This window comes from Prevotella melaninogenica (assembly GCF_018128065.1).
Lineage (GTDB): Bacteria > Bacteroidota > Bacteroidia > Bacteroidales > Bacteroidaceae > Prevotella.
Genome location: NZ_CP072360.1, coordinates 1256248 through 1276469, shown reverse-complemented (window position 1 = coordinate 1276469; position 20222 = coordinate 1256248). Strand labels below are relative to the sequence as shown.

General features: G+C 40.7%; 14 protein-coding genes and 1 pseudogene. 8 read left to right on the top strand and 7 right to left on the bottom strand.

Going from position 1 to position 20222, the window contains the following annotated elements; translation table 11 throughout:
* Positions 1 to 163 precede the first annotated feature (163 nt).
* The 3 genes from nadB to nadC all read left to right on the top strand — a co-directional run bounded on the left by nadB (position 164) and on the right by nadC (position 3699).
* Positions 164 to 1753, top strand: a complete 1590-nt coding sequence (gene nadB / locus J5A56_RS10985; RefSeq protein ID WP_021673073.1) for an L-aspartate oxidase — start codon at positions 164 to 166, stop codon at positions 1751 to 1753.
* A gap of 71 nt (positions 1754 to 1824) precedes the next feature.
* Entirely contained in the window at positions 1825 to 2817 is a 993-nt protein-coding gene (nadA, locus tag J5A56_RS10980) for a quinolinate synthase NadA (RefSeq protein ID WP_021673072.1), read from the top strand.
* A gap of 15 nt (positions 2818 to 2832) precedes the next feature.
* Positions 2833 to 3699, top strand: a complete 867-nt coding sequence (gene nadC / locus J5A56_RS10975; RefSeq protein ID WP_021673071.1) for a carboxylating nicotinate-nucleotide diphosphorylase — start codon at positions 2833 to 2835, stop codon at positions 3697 to 3699.
* A 224-nt stretch (positions 3700 to 3923) separates the two neighbouring features.
* Here nadC and J5A56_RS10970 read toward each other — a convergent pair whose 3' ends face one another.
* Positions 3924 to 5498, bottom strand: a complete 1575-nt coding sequence (locus J5A56_RS10970; protein WP_021673070.1) for an NAD(P)/FAD-dependent oxidoreductase — start codon at positions 5496 to 5498, stop codon at positions 3924 to 3926.
* 154 nt (positions 5499 to 5652) lie between these two features.
* Here J5A56_RS10970 and thrA point away from each other — a divergent pair.
* A pseudogene (gene thrA / locus J5A56_RS10965) lies at positions 5653 to 8086 on the top strand (bifunctional aspartate kinase/homoserine dehydrogenase I).
* 762 nt (positions 8087 to 8848) lie between these two features.
* Here thrA and J5A56_RS13575 read toward each other — a convergent pair.
* The 5 genes from J5A56_RS13575 to ypfJ all read right to left on the bottom strand — a co-directional run bounded on the left by J5A56_RS13575 (position 8849) and on the right by ypfJ (position 12551).
* The gene (locus J5A56_RS13575; RefSeq protein WP_249112092.1) at positions 8849 to 9022 is read right to left on the bottom strand and encodes a hypothetical protein; all 174 of its coding nucleotides are present in this window, start codon (positions 9020 to 9022) and stop codon (positions 8849 to 8851) included.
* Positions 8998 to 9849, bottom strand: a complete 852-nt coding sequence (locus J5A56_RS10960; RefSeq protein WP_249112091.1) for a hypothetical protein — start codon at positions 9847 to 9849, stop codon at positions 8998 to 9000. Before J5A56_RS10960 ends, J5A56_RS13575 begins: the two co-directional genes overlap by 25 nt.
* A 30-nt stretch (positions 9850 to 9879) precedes the next feature.
* Entirely contained in the window at positions 9880 to 10092 is a 213-nt protein-coding gene (locus J5A56_RS10955) for a hypothetical protein (protein ID WP_021673066.1), read from the bottom strand.
* Between the two features lie 57 nt (positions 10093 to 10149).
* Positions 10150 to 11184 (bottom strand): hypothetical protein, encoded by a 1035-nt coding sequence (locus tag J5A56_RS10950; protein ID WP_021673065.1) that lies wholly within the window; start codon positions 11182 to 11184, stop codon positions 10150 to 10152.
* Positions 11185 to 11666: 482 nt separating this feature from the next.
* On the bottom strand, positions 11667 to 12551 hold the full coding sequence (gene ypfJ / locus J5A56_RS10945; RefSeq protein WP_021673064.1) for a KPN_02809 family neutral zinc metallopeptidase: 885 nt from the start codon (positions 12549 to 12551) through the stop codon (positions 11667 to 11669).
* A gap of 280 nt (positions 12552 to 12831) precedes the next feature.
* Between ypfJ and pheT the strand changes: the two genes are divergently transcribed.
* The 4 genes from pheT (at position 12832) to tnpC (ending at position 18744) form a co-directional block, all read left to right on the top strand.
* A complete protein-coding gene (pheT, locus tag J5A56_RS10940) occupies positions 12832 to 15300 on the top strand; it encodes a phenylalanine--tRNA ligase subunit beta (RefSeq protein WP_021673063.1) in 2469 nt (822 codons plus the stop codon).
* 12 nt (positions 15301 to 15312) lie between these two features.
* A complete protein-coding gene (locus tag J5A56_RS10935) occupies positions 15313 to 16044 on the top strand; it encodes a YebC/PmpR family DNA-binding transcriptional regulator (protein WP_021673062.1) in 732 nt (243 codons plus the stop codon).
* Positions 16045 to 16656: 612 nt separating this feature from the next.
* A complete protein-coding gene (gene tnpB, locus J5A56_RS10930) occupies positions 16657 to 17001 on the top strand; it encodes an IS66 family insertion sequence element accessory protein TnpB (RefSeq protein ID WP_211807225.1) in 345 nt (114 codons plus the stop codon).
* Positions 17002 to 17064: 63 nt separating this feature from the next.
* Positions 17065 to 18744, top strand: coding sequence for an IS66 family transposase (gene tnpC, locus J5A56_RS10925; RefSeq protein ID WP_249112090.1), 1680 nt, complete (start codon positions 17065 to 17067; stop codon positions 18742 to 18744).
* Positions 18745 to 18948: 204 nt separating this feature from the next.
* Here the strand turns inward: tnpC and J5A56_RS10920 are convergent, their stop codons facing one another.
* Complete coding sequence (locus tag J5A56_RS10920) at positions 18949 to 20136, bottom strand: AGE family epimerase/isomerase (RefSeq protein WP_021671107.1); 1188 nt, start codon at positions 20134 to 20136, stop codon at positions 18949 to 18951.
* Between the last annotated feature and the right edge of the window lie 86 nt (positions 20137 to 20222).

Below are 20222 nucleotides of genomic sequence, written 5' to 3'. Positions count from 1 at the left end.
GCTTGCTTACCATTAAATCAGATAAAAAAGAACTAATATTCAATATGATTAGAAACACTTTTATCATGCACGTATAAATATAAATACTCTTTTCTTATTGATGTTATGGTAATTTTTATTACTTTTGCACCTACTAATTTATGATATCAGACGTAAAGGCCTTATGATATACAATTTCGATTTCTTGGTTATTGGTAGTGGTATAGCAGGAATGAGTTATGCCTTGAGTGTGGCAAATAGTGGTAAGGGAAGGGTTGCCCTTGTTTGCAAGACCTCTTTAGATGAAGCCAATACGGCTAAGGCGCAAGGAGGAATAGCAGCGGTAACGAACCTTGCCATAGATAATTTTGAAAAGCACATCAACGATACTATGATCGCTGGTGATTATATTTCTGACCCTTTAGCTGTTAAGCAAGTTGTTTGTAATGCGCCAGAAGCAATCAAGACACTTGTCAAATGGGGCGTTAACTTTGATAAGAACAAAGACGGTACATACGACTTACATCGTGAAGGTGGTCACAGTGATTTTCGTATTCTCCATCATGCTGATGACACAGGATTTGAGATACAGCGTGGATTAATGGAAGCAGTGAGGTTAAATCCTAATATCACAATTTTTGAGAATCACTATGCTGTTGAGATTATCACGCAACATCATTTAGGAATGACGGTGACGCGTAAAACTCCAAACATTGAATGTTATGGTGCTTATATCCTCAATCCTGATACCCAAAAGGTTGATACTTTCTTGAGTAAGGTAACACTTATGGCAACAGGAGGTGTCGGAGCAGTCTATGCAATGACATCTAACCCTGTCATAGCTACTGGTGATGGCATTGCAATGGTCTATCGTGCCAAGGGAACAGTAAAGGATATGGAGTTTGTACAGTTCCATCCTACGGTTCTTTATAATCCTTCCGAGACCCACCCTGCATTTCTGATTACTGAGGCAATGCGTGGTTATGGTGGCATTTTGCGACTCCCTGATGGGCAGGAGTTCATGCAGAAGTATGACGAACGTCTCTCTCTTGCGCCGCGTGATATTGTTGCTCGAGCTATCGACCATGAGATGAAGATTCATGGACTAAACCATGTTTGCCTTGACTTAACACATAAAGATGCTGAAGAAACAAAACACCACTTCCCGCATATCTATGAGAAATGCTTGAGTATTGGTGTCGATATAACAAAGGACTATATCCCCGTTTGTCCCAGTGCACATTACATCTGTGGAGGAATAAAGGTTGATTTGAATGCTGAAAGTTCTATTCATAGACTCTATGCTGTGGGTGAATGTTCGTGTACAGGTCTACATGGTGGAAACCGACTTGCCAGCAATTCGCTGATAGAAGCCGTCGTTTACGCTAAGTCAGCAGCTGACCATGCACTTCAGGTGATAGATAACTATGATTTTAATACGCATGTCCCAGAGTGGAATGATGAGGGTACAATGACCAATGAAGAACATGTCTTAATCACGCAGAGTATTAAAGAAGTTGGTGAAATCATGAGTAACTATGTGGGTATTGTACGAAGTGATTTGCGCTTGAAACGTGCTTGGGCAAGGCTTGACTTGCTATATGAGGAAACAGAGAACCTTTTTAAGCGTGTCACGGCAACGAAGGATATTTGTGAACTTCGCAATATGATAAATGTTGGTTATCTCATAACAAGACAGGCTATAGAGCGAAAGGAAAGTCGAGGTTTGCACTATACGGTAGATTATCCAAAGCATGCATACGACAAGAAGTAGTATAGGAATATAGTAAGGTGATACGAACAGTACAATAGTTATTGTACGCTCGATTTATAATACAAAATAAAATGATAAACGAAAAGTGGCTGGAACAAGGTTATATAGATGAACCTATTCCAGAAGGGATTGACGTAAAAGCAGAAATACGCCGAATGTGTAAGGAAAAGAATGCGCTTATCATGGCTCATTATTATACAGAAGGTGTAATCCAAGAATTAGCTGATTTTGTTGGAGATAGCTTGGCTTTGGCACAAAAGGCTGCCTCTACTGATGCCGATATCATCGTTATGTGTGGCGTACATTTCATGGGTGAGACAAATAAAATCTTATGTCCTGAAAAGACAATTCTTGTTCCCGACCTTAATGCTTCTTGTTCTTTGGCTGAGAGTTGTCCTGCTGATGAGTTTGAGAAGTTCGTACAGGCTCATCCTGATCATACGGTGATAAGCTATGTCAATACAACGGCGGCAACTAAAGCGGTAACTGATGTTGTAGTAACGAGTAGTAACGCAAAGCAAATTGTAGAGTCTTTACCAAAAGACACCCCTATTATTTTTGGACCAGATAAGAACTTAGGTCATTATATAAGCGAACAAACAGGACGCAAGATGTTGCTTTGGGATGGAGCTTGTGAGGTTCATGATAGATTCTCTGTTGAGAAGATTCAACAACTAAAACACGAACATCCGGCTGCTAAAGTCCTGGCTCACCCTGAATGTCCACCAGCCATACTTAGTTTGGCAGATAAGGTAGGGAGCACGTCTGCCTTGCTAAAGTATAGCGTTACGAGTGATGCTCTGGAGTTTATTGTGGTGACAGAGAGTGGTATTCTTGTTGAAATGCAGCGGTTGGCTCCACAAAAAACTTTCATTCCTGCCCCTCCTAATGATAGCGATAGCCCTTGTAACGAGTGTGAGTATATGAAATATATCACATTGAGGAAGCTGTATAATTGCTTGAAATATGAATGGCCAGCTATCGAGGTGGAACCTGAGTTGGCAAAGAAGGCTGTCAAGTCAATCCATAAGATGTTGGATATCTCAAAAAGTTTAGGTTTATAATTTAATCATATTATTATGTTGTCGGTAGAAGAACTTAATGATAAACTTATCGAACTCGCTTTCAGTGAGGATATAGGAGATGGTGATCATACAACGCTTTGTTGTATCCCTGCAGATGCTATGGGTGAAAGTAGGTTGTTAATCAAAGAAGAAGGAATCTTGGCAGGAGTTGAGGTTGCTAAAAGAGTGTTCCACCTTTTCGACCCAGAACTACAAGTGGAAGTCTATATAAAAGATGGTACACATGTGAAACCTGGTGATATTGCCATGAGTGTGAAGGGTAGAACGCAGAGCTTGTTACAGACAGAGCGTCTTATGCTTAATATCCTACAACGTATGAGTGGTATTGCTACCATGACGCACAAGTACCAACAGGCACTTGTTGATGCTGGTACGAAGACACGCGTTTTAGACACACGTAAGACAACACCAGGAATGAGAATGTTGGAAAAGGAAGCTGTGAAGATAGGCGGCGGAATGAATCATCGCATTGGTCTCTTCGATATGATTCTCTTAAAAGACAATCACGTTGACTTCTGTGGTGGTGTGCATAATGCAATTTCACGTGCAAAGCAATATTGCAAGGAACATGGTAAAGATGACCTTAAGATTGAATGTGAGGTAAGAAACTTTAAGGAGTTGGAAGAAGCTCTGAATGAAGGCTGTGACCGTATTATGTTTGATAACTTCACACCAGAGGACACATGTAAAGCTGTCAATATTGTAGCTGGTCGCTGTGAGACGGAATCAAGCGGTGGAATTACTTTTGAAACGATGATTCCTTACGCAAAAGCTGGAGTCGATTTCATCTCTTTTGGTGCCCTAACACATAGTGTTAAGGGACTTGATATGAGCTTCAAGGCAGTTGTCTCAAAAGATTGATTCTTAGTAAGATGTCAATAAATCTAATTTCTTTACATGAAGAAAAACACTTTTCTTCATGTAAAGAAATATTTTTTTCTCACGTAAATAAACTTTTCTTTTCGTGAAAATAATTCGATAAAGATATTCTATAGGAGTAGAGGATGATACTTCAAGTCTTCTAATACCTTCTCAAGTAAACTATAAGTAAAGCCTAATCACTTTCTTACTATTAAAAGATAAGCTTATAGCTGTTGGAGATAAGCCGAAACCATTTCTGCACATCGTTCTCCATCAATGCCTGCACTGACGATTCCACCTGCATAACCAGCACCTTCCGCACAAGGAAATAGCCCTTCAAGGCGGATATGCATGAGTCGTTCTCGGTCACGCAGAATACGAATAGGAGAACTGGTACGAGTCTCTGAGGCTATCATTACGGCTTCATTAGTAAGGAATCCATGAGCCTGTTTGCCAAAGGTTTTGAAAGCTTCTTGGAGTCGTTTCGTAACAAAGGATGGCATCCAGAAATGAAGCGGACTGGAAATTAATCCTGGTGCATAGCTTGACTTAGGCAAATCATACGACAGACGATTATTTACGAAGTCTGCCATTCGCTGCGCAGGAGCTGTCTGCTTGCGATTTCCCTGCTGCCATGTGTCTCGTTCTAACTGTTCCTGATAACGCAAGATACGTAGAACATCATCACCTTTAACATCTTCTGGATTCAGCTGAACAACCATACCTGAGTTCGACCATTGCGTTCCACGATTGGCAGGACTCATACCATTGGTAACAGTCTGTTCTGGACCAGTAGCCGAAGGAATCACAAAACCACCTGGACACATACAGAAAGAGTAAACGCCACGTCCCTGTACTTGTGTCACGAAAGAGTACTCTGCTGTTGGAAGATACTTTCCTTTTCCGTTCTTATTATGATATTGTATTTGGTCTATGAGATGAGAAGGATGCTCTAATCGTACACCAACAGCAATTCCCTTTGCTTCCATCTCAATACCTGCTTCTGCAAGATAGCGATAGACATCACGTGCCGAATGACCTGTTGCAAGAATAACAGGACCATGAAAAGCTCGCTTCATAGTGATTGCTCCACGATTATCAACAGCTTCAACACCAACAACTTTATCACGATCGATGATTAATGAGGTCATCTTGGTTTGGAAATGAACCTCACCTCCACAGTCAAGTATCGTATTACGCATATTTTCTATCACACGTGGAAGTTTGTCTGTTCCAATATGCGGATGGGCATCTGCGAGGATAGAAGGCGATGCACCATGCTGACAAAAGACGTTTAGAATCTTATCTACAGGTCCACGTTTCTTACTTCGTGTATAAAGTTTTCCATCCGAATAAGCTCCAGCACCACCTTCGCCAAAGCAGTAATTCGACTCAGGGTCAATCTCTTGCGTCTTGGTGATCAAAGCAATATCGAGCTTTCTATCACGTACATTCTTTCCACGTTCAAGGACTATTGGACGTAATCCTAATTCTATAAGTTTCAAAGCAGAGAACAGACCAGCAGGACCAGCACCCACAACAATGACCGAAGGACGACTACTTACGTCTTGGTATTCAGTCTTAACATAAGGGTCATCTTGTGGAAATTCGTTTATATAAACACGAACTTTCAAATTAACATATATGTCGCGATGACGTGCATCAATAGAACGTTTCAATACCCGAACACGATAAATTGTACGCTCATCCAGTCCCTTTTCCTTAGCAAGGTATGCTTTTATGTTGTCTTCATTATAGCCAACTTGGGGCAAAACACGTAACTGATATTCCTCTGTCATATATCGTATAACTTCTTCTTTTTGCCACAAATTTACTCAAATATATCGAGAAAATCGTTGGCTATTGCAATATTTCTTGTTATTTTTGTGACCAAGTTTTGCACTTCCCCCATTGTAACGGGGATGCCGAATAATAACAAATTAAACATCAGGAATGAAAGTATTAAAGTTTGGTGGAACATCCGTAGGTTCTGTTTCGAGTATTTTAAGTCTGCAAAAGATTGTAGAAAAGGAGGCAAAACATCAACCCGTCATTGTGGTTGTTAGTGCCTTAGGTGGTATAACCGATCAGCTTATTGCTACCTCTAAACTCGCCTTGAACGGTGATGATAGTTGGAGAACAGAGTTTGATTCAATTGTTGCACGACATCACAAGATGATAGATGCAATAATTACCGACCCACATGACCGTGAGATACTATTCTGCAAAGTGGATAGTCTCTTCGAGCAACTCCAGTCTATTTATTACGGTGTATTCTTAATTCATGACCTCAGTCATAAGACAGAGGACACTATTGTGAGCTATGGTGAACGCCTTAGTTCAAGAATCGTTGCAACCCTTATCCGTGGAGCTAAGTGGTTTGATGCACGTGAGTTTATTAAGACTGAGGAGAAACACGGCAAAAGAAGTCTTGATTCAGAACTGACTAACAAACTTGTATTAGACACTTTCTCTGACCTTCCTCGCATCTCTTTAATACCTGGTTTCATAGCACAAGACCGTGACTCAGGCGACATAACCAATCTCGGACGTGGTGGAAGTGACTACACTGCTTCAATCCTTGCTGCAATGCTTAATGCTGAAGTGTTAGAGATATGGACGGATGTTGATGGCTTTATGACCGCTGACCCTCGTGTTATCAAAGGTGCTTATACTATCAACGAGCTTTCTTATACCGAGGCTATGGAGCTTTGTAACTTTGGTGCAAAGGTAATCTATCCTCCAACGATATACCCAGTCTGCGTAAAGAATATACCTATTAAGGTTAAAATACGTTTAATCCTGATGGGAAAGGTACGATCATCAAGTCGCACATTGAAAACAACCAAAAGCCTATTAAGGGTATTTCATCTATTAAAGGCACAACGGTTATAACCGTGACGGGTCTTTCTATGGTGGGTGTTGTTGGTGTCAACCGACGTATCTTTAGCTCTCTTGCTAACAATGGTATCAGTGTCTTCCTCGTGTCACAGGCTGCTTCAGAGAACAATACTTCTATCGGTGTGAAGGATGAAGATGCTGATAATGCAGTGAAGGTGCTCAATGAAGAATTCCGCCTTGAGATAGAAGATGGTCGTATGTTCCCAATGCACGCTGAAAGTGGACTTGCAACAGTGGCTATCGTTGGCGAAAATATGAAACGAACACCTGGTATCAGTGGCAAGCTTTTCGAGACACTTGGTCGTTCTGGTATTAGTATTACAGCTATTGCGCAGGGTGCGTCAGAGATGAATATCTCATTCGTCGTTAAGGGTTCGGATTTAAGAAAGTCGTTAAATGTACTTCACGACTCTTTCTTCTTGTCAGAATACAAGGTGCTTAATCTCTTATTTGTGGTGTTGGTACGGTAGGAGGAAAGCTCATAGAACAAATTAAGAGCCAGTATGAAGAGCTAAAGCAAAATTCTAACTTGAAGTTGAATGTGGTGGGTATTGCCTCATCTAAAAATGCTATCTTCAATCGTGACGGTTTGGACCTCAATAATTATCTTGAGGAACTCAAAGAGAGTGAGCCTTCAAGTCCAGAGCACTTGCGTGATGTTATCCTCAAGATGAATATCTTTAACTCGGTATTTGTGGATTGTACTGCTTCTAAAGAGGTGGCAGCACTTTACCAGTCTTTGTTGGAGAATAACATCTCTGTGATTGCAGCCAATAAGATAGCAGCATCAAGTGCATACGAGAATTACTATCACTTGAAGCAGACTGCTATCCAGCGTGGTGTCAAATTCCGCTTTGAAACAAACGTGGGCGCAGGTTTGCCTATCATTGGTACTATCAACGACTTACGTAATTCAGGTGACAAAATACTAAAGATTGAAGCCGTATTATCAGGTACGCTTAACTTCATCTTTAATGAGATTGGAGCTGATGTTCCCTTCTCTGAAACTGTTAAACGTGCTAAAGAGCAGGGCTATAGTGAGCCAGATCCACGTATTGACCTTAGTGGAACGGATGTTGTTCGTAAGCTGGTTATCCTCACACGTGAGGCTGGATACAAGGTGGAACAAGAGGATGTTGAAAAGCATCTCTTTGTCCCAGACGATTATTTCCAAGGCACAGTAGAAGACTTCTGGAAACGTCTTCCTGAACTTGATGCCAACTTTGAAGAGCGTCGTCAGAAGCTTGCACAAGAGGGTAAACGCTGGCGTTTCGTTGCTACAATGGAACGTGGCAAGACGAATGTTGCACTAAAGGAAGTGGCTTCTACCCATCCTTTCTATAATCTTGAAGGTTCTAACAACATAGTCCTACTGACCACTGATCGTTATAAGGAGTATCCTATGCAGATACAGGGCTATGGTGCCGGTGCATCGGTAACGGCAGCCGGAGTGTTTGCAAACATCATGAGTATCGCTAACATCTAAAGAGACATTAGTAAAGCATTATATATCAAAAAGAAAAGGGCGTACGCTATGTATGCTCCCTTTCTGTTTAGTACGCTCGGCATGAGCATTGTCTAACGGGTGTAAGTCCCGAGTAAGCCCTAATAGCAGGAATTACATAGCCAGAGGGTGCTCATCGTGAGGTGAAATCTGAAGGAAGCTGGCGGCAAACATCTGACCTAACGGACAGAAATTTCATATAAGGCATATAACCGTGGCTGAGATTGCCAAACAAATCAAAGTCCCATAGCTATTCGGAACGGTTGGTGGAGTTTCCTTGAGCGAAGCGAAAAATGAAGTAGGTATAAGATGGAAAGACAATGCCCTTATCCGAGGAGGTCTCACGGACATGACGATTTATTTCTTTTACGTAACTCATGGAGCAAAACTTGTCGTGATAAGTCAGAAGATGCCATAGTACCTAAGGCACGTGTGCCTATGGGGAAGGACTGAATCGGGCAGTGCAATAGTAAATGATTGCTACCCTGCGATTTTGTTTGTAACCAGATGTCCGAAAGGAACTCTCTATTCGTACGATAGGACGGAATCCGACAATAGAATAGAAGTGGTCGTACTCAAAGGGATAGCTGAAAACAACTTGCCACACATCGTGAGATGAGAAAACCCGAAACCACCGTATGCTGAACGGTATGTACGGTGGTGTGGGAGGTCGGTAAATGTAAAAGTAGGAGGTAAATGCCTCTTATGAGTAACATTTACCTCCTACTCGATTGAAATTAAAGACTATAATACCAGTTTCCACTTAACATTCTCAGTTTTCATGTCACCTGTTTCTTCGTTGAAGATAAACCCTTGTGGCTTTTGTCCTTCCACACTAATATCTATAACAGTCATAACATTCCGCTTGACAGTTAACTGCTTGGTTTCCTGCTCTATGGTTCCGTCACTTTTGTCCATGTAATCTTTACGTCAACTGTTGCTTGATAACCTTCTTGACTTGCATTTACAATATCGTAGAAAGAATATGTCGCACTATTATCATACGCAGCACTGTTATCCATCACAGTTATACGCCACCCCAAATATGTAATAACTAATTTACCTTCATCAGGCGGTGTTACCTTGAAACGCAATCCAAACACAGCCTTTCGCATATCAATGGTTAGATCTTTTGTTATTTTAGGACTGAAATCATTGATAGTACCATAGAGCTTGACAAGACGTGGATTTGCAATGCCTTGTCCATTAGCTATGATCGTTTCACTATTCGTTAAGTTATTCATGTTTTCATCTTTTGAGAAAACAAAAGTATTTGCAGCCTTTGTCCCTTTATTCGCTCCATGCAAGAAAGGAGCCAAATACTCTCCATCCTTAGTTCCAAGCCTATCGTCTCCCTCCTCAACTGTCAAACACTCTACTTTATAAAGGTTCTCCACGTTCATCTTTAATGCAATCTTTGAAAGATTCGTGAACAAACCATAAGCATACAGAGAATAACTCTCATCATTAGGTTTCTTCTCGTAGACATTGACAGCATACAACTTATTTTTCTTCTTTTCTTCACTATTCGCCCTACTCATAGGCTGTCGTTTTGCCTGCATTGCCTCTTCTATCGTTTCAACGCGTAGCTCCTTAGGATGGATACGTACAACTCTGGTAAGTTTTTCCTTTGTGCCATTAGGCTTTTTACCACTTTCATTGCTTTCTAATACAGGCTTTTCACAGGCTGCAAACAAAAGTAAGCAGCACAAAAGCCCAAACCATGTTACTTGTTTTTTCATCATCGTAATTGTTTAAGTTATAGTAAAGTATTGTTAATCACTCCATTCCGTCATAGAGTCTGTAATATTATAATCAGAGAACAAGTCTCCTTTCGATAATTGTTTTATATCTGGCTCTGGCTGATTATGTACTAATCCTTGATCATTCGTCAAAGCCTTTCCTGCCTTTTCTGGTGAGCCAGCCAACAAATGAAAAGAGGATAAAACGTGATAATTCTTTATTAAAGGTTTGATATATGTTTTCATGTCTACTTATTAAAAATCAGTTAATCACTATTGTACCATGCATGACAGCTTGAAGACTTATCTGTTAAGATACTTCTTTCCGTTTACGATTACTATTCCCTTATAATCCTTATCCACTTGCTGCCCAGCAAGATTATAAATAGGACTACTAATCGCTACCTTTTCAATCGCTGAAGAATCTTCTATTCCCAAAGCAACATCAAAACCGAGAAAACTCTTTGCATGTGCGGTTGTTGATGGAGAATAAGCAAGATAGGCTTTGTGTGCTTCTGTTGTAAAGACCTTACCATCTGGCTCTTTCCAATAGAAACCGACACCATTACTACCTTTACCAAACACATAATACAGCTTTCCTCCTGTCGTCATCGTTTTATTATCAGAACCACGCAAAACATTATCAGGGTCAGTATCACCAGTCTTATTTGTTTCTTCAAAGAAATAATTACCTTCCTTAGCCTCTAAAACGACAGCAGTACCCTTCGGAAGTACATTTCCTTCTTTATACTCCTTACTTTGAAAAAGTACATTACCTTCGATTTTATAGGTGCGTGCAACAATGCCCTTAGGAATAATAAATGACTTATCACTATAATAAAGTGTTGCTCTTTCAGCAGATGATATTGCAATAGGAATGACATATGTCACCTTGATTGATTTTATATCTACGTTATATCCACCAAAAGCGGCAAAAGATATACTGGAAGTATGTTCAGACCATTCTTGTAAATAAAGTTTATCATTAGTTTTGTTGAATTTCTTAATAGATAATTTATCTCCATTATACACCTTTAAAAGATGCTTCCGATCATAAGTAATAAATTTAATAGATGTAATAATGTAATCTTTACTTTCTATTGATAGTAATCCTTTATATTTGAGTCTCAAGAAAATAGAATTCTCCTGCTTATGATAATCAGACAAAAATTCTTTTGAGAGAGCACTAAACTTCAGAGTAATACCATCCTTTTTTATTATTGGAGGTACAGCATCATCTGATGAAGACGTTGAAAAATCAAATGTCACAGAACTCTGTGCCCATATTGTGATAGGCAACAGTAGTATTAGAGATAATACTATTAACTTTTTGGTCATAGTTATTAAGTTTTTATGTTTTTTCAAGCAAGTTTGTAGTCAACTTATTTACACTATTAAATGGGGAATAGGTATTGTAGGCTACTCTTTGTTAAGATTTTATTTAGGTTTTGTTCATGCAAAGGTAAATAAAAAACGGCTAAAAAGAAAACTAATCAGAATTTTTTTACATAAAGTGGTTTTAGATTATATAAAAGAAGAAATCGCCATCAATAGTTCTTTTTACCTCAATACACTCTCGTTACACCTCTAAAAGGCAAACTGTAATTATCGCTATCTTGCGAATTATTTCCATGAAAAAAAATATTTATTCACGTGAAAGGAAATATTTATTTTCGTGAAAATAATTCTTTTTTATCATGAAGATAAATTGTCATTTGTAATCGTTTTGCTTCTAAAAGCAGATTATGTTTATAGCTGGCAAGGCTTACTTGCTATGCTATAAGAATGCTTTTTAGTTACAGGAAGGTTTTGATTAAGTTTTAATCTAACTCTCCTGGGGCAAAGGGTGTTGTGTCCCAATCACCAGTTTCTATACCTTTCTTCAACCAATACATACGTTGTTCGGAAGTTCCGTGTGTGAAGGTTTCGGGCTGTGCATAGCCACGTGCTTTCTTTTGAAGATAGTTGTCACCGATTTTCTCAGCACAATCAACCGCTTCCTCAATGTCACCATCAGTAATACTTTGGAATTTCTCGTTGTCATAATGTGCCCAACAGCCAGCGTAGTAATCGGCAAGGAGTTCAAGTTTTACGCTGAGCTTATTAGCTTTTTCTTGACTGACACGTGCCATCTTTGCATGACATTTACCAAGAATACCACGGAGATATTCTACATGATGACCTACTTCATGCGCAATCACGTAAGCGTAGGCAAAGTCAAGATCGCCCTTTGCTTCTATTCCTAAGTCCTTACGCATACCACTAAAGAAACTCAAGTCAAGGTAAAGGCGCTGGTCAGCAGAGCAATAGAAAGGTCCCATAGCGACCGAACCATTGCCACAAGCAGTTTGTACAGCACCTGTAAAGAGAACGAGGGTAGGGTATTGATACTTCATACCGTGAAGCTGAAACTGCTCTGTCCAGACATCTTCAGTACCAGCAAGAATCTGTTTTGAGAAATCAGCAAGTTTCTCCTCTTCTTCTGTGAATTGGTGTTGTTGCCCATCGGTCTGTACTTCAGTCTGTCCCTGCATCTGTGTTTGCACAACGTTGTTAACGAAATCCCCTAAGTTGCCACCGCTTAAAAAGGTGAAAAGAGCTATGATAATGATACCTCCAATGCCTCCAATACCTGCTTTTGCACCAGTACCCATGCCACGTCGGTCTTCTACATTATTGCTTTCTCTACGTCCTGTAAGTCTCATATTGTTTCTTTAGTTTTTTGTCTAAACTTGTTTTATGCCTGCAAAGGTAAGAGATTATCTTGAGATCTGCAATTATTAAAGAATAATCGCCATCCCTTTTGTTGAGCTAAAGGCACTTACGTCTATTGTTCATAAGCAAAAGTTGTTGTTGTTCATTGTTATAATGGAAGAAAGAGGGAGTTTCTTCTACCATAACCGCTTTTTTCTTTTATCCTTTTGCTATGTCTGAGTTTTTTAGTAAATTTGCACGTATTTTCAGAACAAACAATATAACAATATAATGAATATTTCATATAAGTGGCTAAAGGAATACGTTGACTTCAGTCTAACTCCAGAAGAGATTGCTGTTGCACTCACCTCTATTGGTTTGGAGGTTGGCGCATTGGAAGAAGTTGAAACGATACGAGGTGGACTGAAGGGATTGTATGTCGGTAAGGTACTCACTTGCGAGGCACATCCAAACTCTGATCATCTTCACGTAACAACCGTTGACCTTGGCAAGGGCGAACCACAGCAGATCGTATGTGGTGCACCGAATGTTGCAGCAGGACAGAAGGTTATCGTAGCTGACTTAGGTTGTGTACTCTATGATGGTGACAATGAGTTTACGATTAAGAGAAGTAAGCTGCGTGGTGTAGAGAGTTTTGGAATGATTTGTGCCGAGGATGAGATTGGTGTCGGCACAGCGCACGATGGTATTATCGTGTTACCAGACAATGCACCAGTAGGTCAGCCAGCATCAGAGTATTACCAGTTGGATAGTGACTGGTTGATTGAAATAGACATTACGGCAAACCGTGCTGATGCGTTAAGTCATTATGGTGTGGCGCGCGACCTCTATGCATGGTTGATACAGAATGGTTATGAAACCTCATTGCATCGCCCTTCTTGTGATGCTTTTAAGGTTGATAATCATGACCTTCCTATTGATGTGACGATCGAGAATACTGATGCTTGCCGTCGTTATGCTTGTTTGAGTATGACGGATTGTGAGGTAAAGGAAAGTCCACAGTGGTTGAAGGATAAACTGAATATTATCGGTCTACGCCCAATCAATAACATCGTCGACATTACTAACTATATCATGATGGCTTACGGACAACCTATGCACTGCTTTGATGCAGATATGGTTAAGGGCAATCATATTATTGTTAAGGACAAGAACGAAGGTAAGAATTTCGTTACTTTGGATGGCGATGAGCATACCCTTGGCGAACACGATCTTGCTATCTGCAATGAGGAAGACCCTATGTGTATCGCTGGTGTCTTCGGTGGAAAGGGTAGTGGAACTTATGAGACGACCAAAAACATAGTTTTGGAGAGTGCTTATTTCCACCCGACATGGATTCGTAAGAGCGCTCGTCGTCATGGTCTTTCTACAGATGCCAGTTTTCGTTTTGAGCGTGGTATCGACCCGAATGGCGTTATCTATGCACTCAAGCAGGCTGCAATCCTTTGTAAGGAACTTGCAGGTGGAAAGGTAAGTATGGAGATTCGTGACGAGTATCCAACTAAGATGGAGGGCTTCCCAGTTCGTTTGAACTATGAGTATTGCGATCGTCTTATTGGTAAGAAACTTGGTCATGAAACGATTAAGCGCATTGTTGAAAGCCTTGAAATGAAGGTTGAAAAGGAAGATGCAGAGGGTCTCAACCTCCTCGTTCCTCCTTATCGTGTTGACGTACAGCGACCTTGTGACGTTGTAGAAGATGTCCTCCGTATCTACGGATATAATAATGTAGAGATTCCTACAGAGTTGAAGTCTTCATTGACAATTGCAGAAGAGGCTGACAAGAACTATCATCGTGAGAATATCATTGGTGAACAGTTGGTTGGTGCTGGCTTCTCTGAGATTATGAACAACTCACTTACCAAGAGCTCTTACTATGAGGAGACAGACCTCAATGCTTATCCTTGGGAGGAGACTGTGAAGGTGATGAATCCTCTTTCAGCCGACTTAGGTGTGATGCGTCAGACCCTTCTCTTCGGTGGTTTGGAGAGTATTGTACGCAATGTGAACCGCAAGGCACAGAATCTCCGCTTCTTTGAGGTTGGTAATGTCTATAAGTACAATAAGGAGAAGTGGACAGAGGAAAGTCCTATCAAGGCTTATACACAGGATTACCACATGGCTTTGTGGGTGACAGGTAAGCGCATACAAGGTTCATGGGCGCACCCTGATCAGGAATCTTCTTTCTATGAACTGAAGGCATACGTTGAGAATATTCTGCGTCGAATCGGTATCGCACAGGGCTTACTCGTTAGCGAGAAGTCTGACAATAATGTTTTTGACAAAGCAATCACACTGAAGACACGTGCAGGTAAGGTACTCGTTGAGATGGGTATTCTTAGTCATAAACTCTTGAAGAGTTTCGATATCGATCAGAAGGTTTACTATGCAGAGTTGGATTGGGCTGGACTGATGAAGGCTATTCGTAAGAATAAACTTCAGTTCCAAGAGATATCTAAGTATCCTGCTGTAAGCCGTGACCTTGCATTGTTGGTTGACAATAATGTTGAGTTTGCACAGATTGAGGAGATTGCACGTCAGGCAGACAAGAAGCTCTTGAAGCGTGTTGAACTCTTCGATGTTTACCAAGGTAAGAACCTTCCAGAGGGCAAGAAGAGTTATGCTGTCAACTTCATTCTTCAGGATGAGACGAAGACACTCAACGATAAGGCTATTGATGCCATCATGCAGAAATTAATTAAGAATTTAACAAATAAACTCGGAGCAGAACTCCGTTAACAAACAAATCCAATGGGTAGAGCATTTGAATATCGCAAAGCAACTAAGCTCAAGAGATGGGGTCACATGGCCCGTACGTTCACAAAGTTAGGTAAAGAAATCGCTATTGCTGTTAAGGCAGGTGGTCCTGAGCCAGAGAACAACCCACGCCTTCGTGCAATTATTGCAACATGTAAGCGTGAGAATATGCCGAAGGATAATATCCAGCGTGCTATTAAGAACGCCATGGGTAAGGATACCAGCGACTATAAGGAGGTGACATACGAAGGTTATGGACCTCATGGAGTTGCTATATTTGTTGATACATTGACAGATAATACTACACGTACAGTAGGTGATGTTCGTTCAATCTTCAATAAGTTTAATGGTAACCTTGGTACACAGGGTTCTCTTAGCTTCCTTTTTGATCAAAAGGCTGTCTTCACTTTTAAGAAGAAAGAGGGTTTAGATATGGAAGAGTTGATTCTCGACTTGATTGACTATGGGGTTGATGATGAGTTCGATGAGGATGAGGAAGAGAACGAAATCACTATCTATGGTGAGCCAACAAGCTTTGGTGAGATTCAGAAACACTTAGAAGACAATGGTTTCGAGATTACTTCTGCAGAGTTCACTCGTATTCCTAACGATTTGAAGGACGTTACACCTGAAGAGCGTGAGACGATCGATAAGATGGTTGAGCGTTTAGAAGATTTCGATGACGTGCAGAATGTTTACACTAACATGAAGCCAGCAGAGGAATAACCTCATACGCCAATGTGCCTATATATAATAAGGTTTAATTGGTTTTAAGAACATAGAAAGAGGCTATCTTAAAAATGTAGTCAGCACTTTGGGTGGAAAGCATATTTGTCTTTCCATGTCCATTGTAACTGACAGGTGCGCAAATTGTGTATCTCTACATTTTTAAGATGGTCTCTTTTTCTGTTTTCCGATATGTTGTTTTCTACTCTTTCTGTTAATCGAAGAATATGCGCGGAAGGCAAACTTTTGTCCTATTTTTTCACATCCTTCTTTTTAATCTATGCTTAATAGCGTTTGAATTAAGGCTTAATTGCCTTTCAAAACATGCCCTTTTGAGGGCTTACTAACGCCCTTTTAAAGGCTAACTAAGCACCTTTTCTTGCACTGGTTTGTAACTTACTTATAGTAAGGGATTTATGAATGAGCTTGTGAATGTCTTTTTTCGCCCTTTTAAGGAGTTTATTTTAAGAAATAATGTAAAGTAAATTCATATAAAGTCAGCGTGCGACTTAAAGATAATACCATTAATAAGGAAGTGTCAGTGTTCTGTAAGCATCCAAAATTAGCCGTCTTTTGTGGATGCAGCATTGTTGCTACCTTTGCACAAAAAAGATGTTTGCACTGAATGAAACAAATGTTTATCGGGTTTGTTGTTCTCCTGTGGATATGCGCCAGGGGATGCTTCGATTATGTCAATTCGTCCGTGGTAATGATTTTAACCCATCTGATGGTTGTGTTTATGTGTTCTATAATCGTTCTCGCAATCGTATCAAGCTGCTTCATTGGGAACGATGTGGTTTTGTCGTATACCACAAGCAGATGGCACAGGGTTGTTTAAGTGGTAAAATCATGCAGCAAACCAAGGGATTTTATGAACTTCGATGGGATGAATTGGTCCTTTATATAGAAGGTATAAATCCTCATTGTTATCGAAGGAAACGTTACAATAAACCTTAGAAATTTCTTGCAAAATCCAGATATTTTTCGTACCTTTGTATCATATAAATAACTGGTTTTCTGATGAATACATCCAACAATAAGACTGCGTCTAACTATCATTTTTTAACTCGAGAAGATTTTATAAATCTCCTTGAGCAGAAAGACATGGAGCTTAAAAGTAAGGATGTAGAACTTAAGAGCAAGAATGTTGAACTTAAGCAAAAGGACGCAGAGATCAAGGTTAAGGATGTTGAGATTAAGCAAAAGGATGCAGAACTTAAGCAAAAGGATGCAGAGTTAGCAAGAAAATCTCAACGTATTCTTGAACTTGAGCGTATGGTATTCGGTAGACGTAGCGAAAAGCGTTTACCTGAGAGTCCCAACGGCTGGGCAGGTTCGTTCTTTGATAAAGATTGGGCAAAAGAAGGTAAACAACTTTCGGGGGAAATACCAACTATCATCAAGGAAGTAGAGAAGCAAGCTAAGCAGCGCAGGGAAGCAAGCTGTAACGCTCGTTCTACGAGAAAAGGCAAGCCATATGCCTCTTATGTTCCTAATGATATAGAGCGTGTGGTTACTGAGATTTATCCAGACGGTTATGATGAAAACCGTATGGTTATCATCGGTCACGATAAGACAGAACACTTGTGCTTACGTCCCTCAAGCTTTTATGTTAAGGTTGAAGACCGCATCGTCTGCCGTTTGAAAGATGCAAAACCCACGGATGCAAAGATTGACATACTGGAAGCTCCTTTACAGAAGCAAGCTGTGGATTGTTTTGCCGATGCCTCTCTGCTGGCTGAGATTATCACAGGAAAGTTTGTCTATCATTTGCCAGAGTATAGACAAAGCACCAGATGGAAAGAGTATGGCATCAACATCCCAACCTCTACCATAAACAGCTGGGTTCACAGCACAGCTAACGCTTTATATCCTCTATATAAACTCCAAGCAAAGTTGATTTTACAGAGTCCCTACTTGCAAGTTGATGAGACAAGCGTACAAGTTGCCGACCGTAAGGGTAAGACTCGCAAGGGTTATCTGTGGGGAGTAAGAGATGCGCTGCACTGCCGAGGGGTCTTCTTTCATTGGAAGGAAGGTTCACGATCGGGAGCCGTACCCGACGAACTCTTCAAAGGCTATCATGGTGCTATACAATCCGATGGGTATGAAGCTTACAGCAGATTTGAAAACGTTCAAGGCATAGAGCTCTTGGGATGTATGGCACATGTCCGGCGAAAGTTCGAGCATTTATCGACAAATGATAAGAATGCCGCCCATATCGTTAAGATGATCGCTGTACTCTACGAGTTAGAAGCAAACTTAAAACACAGTAACGCCAGCTACGAAGAGATTCAGGCTGAAAGAAAATCCAAAGCATATCCTATATTAAAGGCTCTTGAAGCATATATGAAGGAGGTACACAAGGAGTATCTCCCTGGCGAAGCTATGGAGAAAGCTCTGCGTTATGCTTTCGCCGTATGGATACGCATCAGCCGATACGTACAAGATGGGCGTTTCAATATAGACAACAATCTTATGGAGCAAGCCATCAGACCCATTACATTGGGAAGGAAAAACTATCTGTTCTGTGGCAACAACGAAGGAGCCGAAAACAATGCCATCTTCTATACGTTCATGGCATGTTGTAGGGAAGCAAAGATAGAACCTAATGTGTGGTTAAGGCAGGTATTAGCAAAACCCTTGCTGGACATGGAGGATGAGGAATTGATTAAACTGCTACCCATAAACTATAAATAGCATAGAACCCTTATATGAAGCCAGTCATATAAGGTTTTTTTGTGAAGTGACAAGACGGCGAATTTTGGATGCTTACAGTGTTCTTGTTTAATTATTGTTTTGTTTTCATATAAGTTTATGCTTTAAAGGTATCATAAAACTCCCATAACGTACCATCGTTGGTAAAGTTATGGGAGTTTCTGTTGTATTCTTTAGTATCTTATACTATTCCATAGTCTTCAATATCTCTTGACAGAGCATATAGCCTTTAATCATCATACGTGGAACGTGGAAAGGTCCTTTGAAAATGTTACCCTTTGCAGGCTGTGCAACGGTTCCGTCACGATGCAGGTAGCCGTACCACTCTGGGAAGTCTTGGTCAGGGAAGTGGGCGTATGTCCACTCGCTGATACGTTGGTGGCGATAGAGATATTCTTCGTCTCCTGTTCCAAGGTAGGCATAGAGTGAAGCAATGATTGTCTCACACTGTGGCCACCAGAACTTCATATCCTGTGAATAGTCCTGTGGTGGGAGATTTCGGCAGTCTCGGAAGTTGATGATACCGCCATATTGCTTATCCCATCCCCAGTCCCATGACCAATCGAAGATGGTGAGGGCAGTGTCAAGTAAGTCTTTGTCCCAGTTGCGTAACTTAGCCTCCTCCATGATAAACCATGCCGTTTCAATGCAATGACCAGGATTGATGGTGCGTGCAGCATTGGTGTCAATGAATTCTCCCTTAGGACCAACTGTTTCAAGCAGTGCCTTGAACTCAGGGTGCATGAAGTAGCGACGGAGCAATGAGATAGACTCGTCAATCTGCTGAGTCAATGTTGGGTCGTCAATTACCGCACGAAGACGTGAGCCAACGTTGATGAGAATCATAATGATAGAATGACTTTGCATCTCGACACCCGCTTCATACTTGGCAGGAAGGAAACCTGGAGTAGAGAGGAAACGTTGTGCATCATGGAATACTTGTAATGCTCTTTCCGCATAGTGTTTGTCACCAGTAGCCAAAGAGTATTCTGCAAAAGCGATTGCAGCGAAAGTCTCTGAGAAGACATAGCGACGCTTACGCAGTGGTTTACCCTCTGCTGTTACCTCAAAGTACATGTGTCCGTCCTCGTCAAAGCAATGGTTCTCAATGAAGTCGATAGCAGACTTAGAGGCTTCAAGCCATTCTTGATTCTTTTCTACATTGTTGTATGCAAAAGCACAGATGAATGCCCATCGTCCTTGAAACCACACCGATTTGGTTGTGTCCATCAATGAACCATCACGATTTAGACAGGTGTAAATACCGCCATTCTCTTTGTCCCAACCATGGTTCAACCAGAAAGGCATAATGTTGTTTGTAAGGTCGTTCTTATAGGTTTCAGCCCATGAACGTAAGTATTCTTTTTTATCCATAATTTTAGGTGATATAGACAATGTTTTAAAATCCAAATGTATCGTAAAGTAAAGAGGACAATCTGTGCTTTTGTATGGCTGTCCTT